10 protein-coding genes are annotated in these 6,035 nt (G+C 50.7%); 9 read left to right on the top strand and 1 reads right to left on the bottom strand.

Going from position 1 to position 6,035, the window contains the following annotated elements:
- The 3 genes from tuf to bfr form a co-directional block, all read left to right on the top strand.
- The coding region (gene tuf / locus HX778_RS18335; RefSeq protein WP_176982714.1) for an elongation factor Tu at positions 1-1,098 on the top strand (1,098 nt) is incomplete at its 5' end.
- Positions 1,099-1,335: 237 nt separating this feature from the next.
- Positions 1,336-1,530: a bacterioferritin-associated ferredoxin gene (gene bfd, locus HX778_RS18330; protein ID WP_008457135.1), complete on the top strand. Its 195-nt coding sequence runs from the start codon at positions 1,336-1,338 to the stop codon at positions 1,528-1,530.
- Between the two features lie 71 nt (positions 1,531-1,601).
- Positions 1,602-2,075, top strand: coding sequence for a bacterioferritin (bfr, locus tag HX778_RS18325; RefSeq protein ID WP_038478208.1), 474 nt, complete (start codon positions 1,602-1,604; stop codon positions 2,073-2,075).
- 49 nt (positions 2,076-2,124) lie between these two features.
- Here the strand turns inward: bfr and HX778_RS18320 are convergent, their stop codons facing one another.
- Positions 2,125-2,604 (bottom strand): A24 family peptidase, encoded by a 480-nt coding sequence (locus tag HX778_RS18320; RefSeq protein WP_176982713.1) that lies wholly within the window; start codon positions 2,602-2,604, stop codon positions 2,125-2,127.
- A 399-nt stretch (positions 2,605-3,003) separates the two neighbouring features.
- Here HX778_RS18320 and rpsJ point away from each other — a divergent pair, with 399 nt between their 5' ends.
- From rpsJ to rpsS, 6 genes are read left to right on the top strand one after another with little or no spacing between them, the layout of a single operon-like run.
- A complete protein-coding gene (gene rpsJ, locus HX778_RS18315; protein ID WP_001181005.1) occupies positions 3,004-3,315 on the top strand; it encodes a 30S ribosomal protein S10 in 312 nt (103 codons plus the stop codon).
- Between the two features lie 31 nt (positions 3,316-3,346).
- Positions 3,347-3,976, top strand: a complete 630-nt coding sequence (gene rplC, locus HX778_RS18310; RefSeq protein WP_016538466.1) for a 50S ribosomal protein L3 — start codon at positions 3,347-3,349, stop codon at positions 3,974-3,976.
- A 10-nt stretch (positions 3,977-3,986) separates the two neighbouring features.
- Positions 3,987-4,592, top strand: a complete 606-nt coding sequence (gene rplD, locus HX778_RS18305; protein ID WP_008457145.1) for a 50S ribosomal protein L4 — start codon at positions 3,987-3,989, stop codon at positions 4,590-4,592.
- The gene (gene rplW / locus HX778_RS18300) at positions 4,589-4,891 is read left to right on the top strand and encodes a 50S ribosomal protein L23 (RefSeq protein WP_008457148.1); all 303 of its coding nucleotides are present in this window, start codon (positions 4,589-4,591) and stop codon (positions 4,889-4,891) included. The genes rplD and rplW overlap by 4 nt, the downstream gene beginning before the upstream one ends.
- Before the next feature lie 17 nt (positions 4,892-4,908).
- Positions 4,909-5,730, top strand: a complete 822-nt coding sequence (rplB, locus tag HX778_RS18295) for a 50S ribosomal protein L2 (protein ID WP_002919786.1) — start codon at positions 4,909-4,911, stop codon at positions 5,728-5,730.
- 16 nt (positions 5,731-5,746) lie between these two features.
- The gene (gene rpsS / locus HX778_RS18290; protein WP_001138115.1) at positions 5,747-6,025 is read left to right on the top strand and encodes a 30S ribosomal protein S19; all 279 of its coding nucleotides are present in this window, start codon (positions 5,747-5,749) and stop codon (positions 6,023-6,025) included.
- Positions 6,026-6,035 lie beyond the last annotated feature (10 nt).

Below are 6,035 nucleotides of genomic sequence, written 5' to 3'. Positions count from 1 at the left end.
GCTGCAATCACTACCGTTCTGGCTAAAACCTACGGTGGTTCTGCTCGTGCATTCGACCAGATCGATAACGCACCAGAAGAAAAAGCTCGTGGTATCACCATCAACACTTCCCACGTTGAATACGACACCCCGACTCGTCACTACGCGCACGTTGACTGCCCAGGGCACGCCGACTACGTGAAAAACATGATCACCGGTGCTGCTCAGATGGACGGCGCTATCCTGGTTGTTGCTGCGACTGACGGCCCTATGCCTCAGACCCGTGAGCACATCCTGCTGGGTCGTCAGGTTGGCGTTCCTTACATCATCGTGTTCCTGAACAAATGCGACATGGTTGATGACGAAGAGCTGCTGGAGCTGGTTGAAATGGAAGTTCGTGAACTTCTGTCTCAGTACGACTTCCCGGGCGATGACACTCCAATCATCCGTGGTTCTGCTCTGAAAGCGCTGGAAGGCGAAGCAGAGTGGGAAGCTAAAATCGTTGAACTGGCTGGCTTCCTGGATTCCTATATCCCAGAACCAGTACGTGCAATCGACCTGCCGTTCCTGCTGCCAATCGAAGACGTATTCTCCATCTCCGGCCGTGGTACCGTTGTTACCGGTCGTGTAGAGCGCGGTATCGTTAAAGTGGGCGAAGAAGTAGAAATCGTTGGTATCAAAGATACTGCGAAATCTACCTGTACCGGCGTTGAAATGTTCCGCAAACTGCTGGACGAAGGCCGTGCTGGTGAGAACGTTGGTGTTCTGCTGCGTGGTATCAAACGTGAAGAAATCGAACGTGGTCAGGTTCTGGCTAAGCCAGGCTCTATCAAGCCGCACACCAAGTTCGAATCTGAAGTGTACATCCTGTCCAAAGACGAAGGCGGCCGTCATACTCCGTTCTTCAAAGGCTACCGTCCACAGTTCTACTTCCGTACAACTGACGTGACCGGTACCATCGAACTGCCAGAAGGCGTAGAGATGGTAATGCCAGGCGACAACATCAAAATGGTTGTTACCCTGATCCACCCAATCGCGATGGACGACGGTCTGCGTTTCGCAATCCGTGAAGGCGGCCGTACCGTTGGCGCTGGTGTTGTTGCTAAAGTTCTGAGCTAATCCTCTGATACTTTAATGCAATAATGGAAAGGGCATCTTCGGATGCCCTTTTTTATGCCCAAAAACCAGCGTTGACGAAAACGGAAGGCAGCTTTGCACAACGTAAAGGCTTGCCTGTTAGCCGTTGGCGCCCGTTTTTGCATTTGATTACCATTCTCTACATTCTACCTCGCCCGATCCCTTGTAAAGCCAATCATTCTCATTTACAATTTGCGCAGTTTTTGAGCGGGAGTGATCATGTACGTTTGCTTGTGTAATGGTGTCAGTGATAAGACAATTCGTCAGGCGGTGAGACAACACCATCCCCAGTCTTTTCAGCAGCTTAGGAAGTTTATCCCGGTTGGTAATCAATGCGGTAAGTGCGTTCGTCAGGCCCGCGAAATTATGCAAGATGAACTGATGCAGATCCCGGAATTTAAAGAGATCGCTTAAAACACGCTCATTTTTTTGACTTACACCCCGCGACATCTACGCTTCAATAAGTGGAAGCGGAGGATGTCAAAATGAAAGGTGATGTTAAGATAATAAATTATCTCAATAAATTATTGGGAAACGAGCTTGTCGCGATTAACCAGTATTTTCTGCATGCCCGTATGTTTAAAAACTGGGGATTAAAACGTCTTAATGACGTCGAGTATCATGAGTCAATCGATGAAATGAAGCACGCCGATAGGTACATCGAGCGTATTCTTTTTCTCGAAGGCATTCCAAACCTGCAGGATCTTGGCAAGCTTGGCATCGGTGAAGATGTCGAAGAGATGCTTCGTTCTGACCTGAAGCTGGAGCTGGATGGTGCTAAGGACCTGCGCGAAGCCATCGCCTATGCCGACAAAGTTCATGACTACGTCAGTCGCGATCTGATGATTGAAATTCTGGCCGATGAAGAAGGCCATATCGACTGGCTCGAAACTGAACTGGATTTGATTCAAAAATTGGGTATCCAGAACTATCTGCAGGCGCAGATACGCGAAGAGTGACCCCAACCCTGCTAAGACAGAGGGTTTTCCTCTGTCTTCTCCTCTCTTCTTACCCAAATACCCGCCAGACAAAATTTCCCCAGCCTGCAATGGCCAGCCAGGGACCAAAAGGCATTTCTACGATCCTGCAGCGTTTGAACAGATAAAGTGCCCCGGCAAAAATAAGGCCCAGTAACGAAGCGACCGTGATAACGAGCGGCAAATTTTGCCAGGTGTTCCAGGCACCAATGGCGGCCAGCAGCTTGAAGTCACCATAGCCCAGCCCTTCCTTACCCGTCGCATAATGGAATAACTGAAAAATAATCCACAGAAAAAGATAGCCGGCTACGGCACCGTAAACGGCATGGTAGACATTATGTGGATTCACCAGACTATGAAAAAGCAACCCAAGCCACAGCAGGGGAAGGGTAAGTCTGTCAGGCAGCAGCATAGTCCGGAAATCAATAATGCTTAGCGCAAGCGCAAAACAGAAATAGAGCACGGTTGCCGCGGCTACCGGCAGGACGGACTGTATGTCGGTCGAAATCATCTTTGTACCTCGGCTTAGCATGTAACTGCCGGATGCTACTCCGTTGCGTTGGTCACTCCTACTCCCTCCCGAGCCAGGCTTTTGATGCTGCGAAGCGCCCCGCAAATGTGTCCGTATACTGTGTTTACTGAGCCATGAGATAACTAAATAGAGGATGTCGGCGAAATTTCGACCCACATAGCTTGCAAGCTGACTCGAAACCCGTATAATGCGCGGGCTGTCTTAATAGACAGCTGGTTCAATATGAACCCTGATAGCAGTCAGTAGAAGTGATTCAGTTGCTATCAAACAATGTCCCCAATTGGGGGACTATGTATGAACGATTACACTCCCCCATCAATCGTAATGGGTGCGGGTAGTAATTTTTTTCGTCTATAAAATAATTGGAGCTCTGGTCTCATGCAGAACCAAAGAATCCGTATCCGTCTTAAAGCGTTTGATCATCGTCTGATCGATCAATCAACCGCGGAAATCGTCGAGACTGCTAAGCGCACTGGTGCGCAAGTCCGTGGTCCGATCCCGCTGCCGACCCGCAAAGAGCGCTTTACCGTTCTGATCTCCCCGCACGTCAACAAAGACGCGCGCGATCAGTACGAGATCCGCACTCACAAGCGTCTGGTTGACATCGTTGAGCCAACTGAGAAAACCGTTGATGCTCTGATGCGTCTGGATCTGGCTGCCGGTGTAGACGTGCAGATCAGCCTGGGTTAATCAGGTCATTGACGATTGAGAGGTTGAAACAATGATTGGTTTAGTCGGTAAAAAAGTGGGTATGACCCGTATCTTCACTGAAGATGGCGTTTCTATCCCAGTAACCGTAATTGAAGTAGAAGCAAACCGTGTTACTCAGGTTAAAGACCTGGCTAACGACGGCTACCGTGCTGTTCAGGTGACCACTGGTGCTAAAAAAGCTAACCGTGTAACCAAGCCGGAAGCTGGTCACTTCGCTAAAGCTGGCGTTGAAGCTGGCCGTGGTCTGTGGGAATTCCGTCTTGCTGAAGGCGAAGAGTTCACCGTAGGTCAGGACATTAGCGTTGAGCTGTTTGCTGAAGTTAAAAAAGTTGACGTAACCGGTACCTCTAAAGGTAAAGGTTTCGCAGGTACCGTTAAGCGCTGGAACTTCCGTACCCAGGACGCTACCCACGGTAACTCCTTGTCTCACCGCGTTCCGGGTTCTATCGGTCAGAACCAGACTCCGGGCAAAGTGTTCAAAGGCAAGAAAATGGCAGGCCAGCTGGGTAACGAACGTGTAACCGTTCAGAGCCTGGACGTAGTACGTGTTGACGCTGAGCGCAACCTGCTGCTGGTGAAAGGTGCGGTTCCCGGTGCAACCGGTAGCGACCTGATCGTTAAACCAGCTGTGAAGGCGTAAGGGGATAGCAATGGAATTAGTATTGAAAGACGCGCAAAGCGCGCTGACTGTTTCCGAAACTACCTTCGGTCGTGACTTCAACGAAGCGCTGGTACACCAGGTTGTTGTTGCTTATGCAGCAGGCGCCCGTCAGGGTACTCGTGCTCAGAAGACCCGTGCTGAAGTAACTGGTTCCGGCAAAAAGCCGTGGCGCCAGAAAGGTACCGGCCGTGCGCGTTCAGGTTCTATCAAGAGCCCGATCTGGCGTTCCGGTGGCGTAACCTTCGCTGCTCGCCCGCAGGACCACAGTCAAAAAGTTAACAAAAAGATGTACCGCGGCGCGCTGAAAAGCATCCTGTCCGAACTGGTACGTCAGGATCGTCTGATCGTTGTTGAACAGTTCTCTGTTGAAGCACCGAAAACCAAGCTGCTTGCTCAGAAACTGAAAGATATGGCTCTGGAAGATGTGCTGATCGTGACCGGTGAACTGGATGAGAATCTGTTCCTGGCCGCTCGTAACCTGCATAAGGTTGACGTGCGCGATGTAGCTGCAATCGACCCAGTTAGCCTGATCGCCTTCGACAAAGTCGTTATGACTGCGGAAGCAGTTAAGCAAGTTGAGGAGATGCTGGCATGATCCGTGAAGAACGTCTGCTGAAAGTACTGCGCGCGCCGCACGTATCTGAAAAAGCGTCTACCGCGATGGAAAAAACCAACACCATCGTACTCAAAGTTGCGACTGACGCGACCAAAGCAGAGATCGTTGCTGCTGTACAGAAGCTGTTCGAAGTTGAAGTTAAAGACGTTAACACCCTGGTAGTTAAAGGGAAAACTAAACGTCACGGACAGCGTGTTGGTCGTCGTAGCGACTGGAAAAAAGCTTACGTCACCCTGAAGGAAGGCCAGAATCTGGACTTCGTCGGCGGCGCTGAGTAAGTCGGAGGAGAAAGACAATGGCAGTTGTTAAATGTAAACCGACATCTCCGGGTCGTCGCCACGTAGTTAAAGTGGTTAACCCTGAGCTGCACAAGGGCAAGCCTTTTGCTCCGTTGCTGGAAAAAAACAGCAAATCCGGTGGCCGTAACAACAATGGTCGTATCACTACCCGTCATATCGGTGGTGGTCACAAGCAGGCATACCGTATTGTTGACTTTAAACGCAACAAAGATGGTATCCCGGCAGTTGTTGAACGTCTTGAGTACGATCCGAACCGTTCCGCGAACATCGCGCTGGTTCTGTACAAAGATGGCGAACGCCGTTACATCCTGGCCCCTAAAGGCCTGAAAGCTGGCGACCAGATTCAGTCTGGCGTTGATGCTGCAATCAAAGCGGGTAACACCCTGCCGATGCGCAATATCCCGGTTGGTTCTACCGTTCATAACGTAGAAATGAAACCAGGTAAAGGCGGTCAGCTGGCTCGTTCCGCTGGTACCTACGTGCAGATCGTTGCTCGTGATGGTGCTTACGTTACCCTGCGCCTGCGCTCCGGTGAAATGCGTAAAGTCGAAGCTGACTGCCGCGCTACCCTGGGTGAAGTTGGCAACGCTGAGCATATGCTGCGCGTTCTGGGTAAAGCAGGTGCTGCTCGCTGGCGTGGTGTTCGTCCTACCGTTCGCGGTACCGCGATGAACCCAGTCGATCACCCACATGGTGGTGGTGAAGGTCGTAACTTTGGTAAGCACCCGGTATCCCCGTGGGGCCTGCAGACCAAAGGTAAGAAGACCCGCAGCAACAAGCGTACTGATAAATTTATCGTACGTCGCCGTAGCAAATAATTTTAGAGGATAAGCCATGCCACGTTCTCTCAAGAAAGGTCCTTTTATTGACCTGCACTTGCTGAAGAAGGTAGAGAAAGCGGTGGAAAGCGGTGACAAGAAGCCCCTGCGCACTTGGTCCCGTCGTTCAACGATCTTTCCTAACATGATCGGTTTGACCATCGCTGTCCATAATGGTCGTCAGCACGTTCCAGTCTTTGTTTCCGACGAAATGGTCGGCCACAAACTGGGTGAATTCGCACCGACTCGTACTTATCGCGGCCACGCTGCTGATAAAAAAGCGAAGAAGAAATAAGGTAGGAGGA

It is taken from the genome of Cedecea sp. P7760, assembly GCF_013386425.1.
GTDB lineage: Bacteria > Pseudomonadota > Gammaproteobacteria > Enterobacterales > Enterobacteriaceae > Cedecea > Cedecea selenatireducens.
This window is presented reverse-complemented; position numbering and strand designations above follow the sequence as displayed.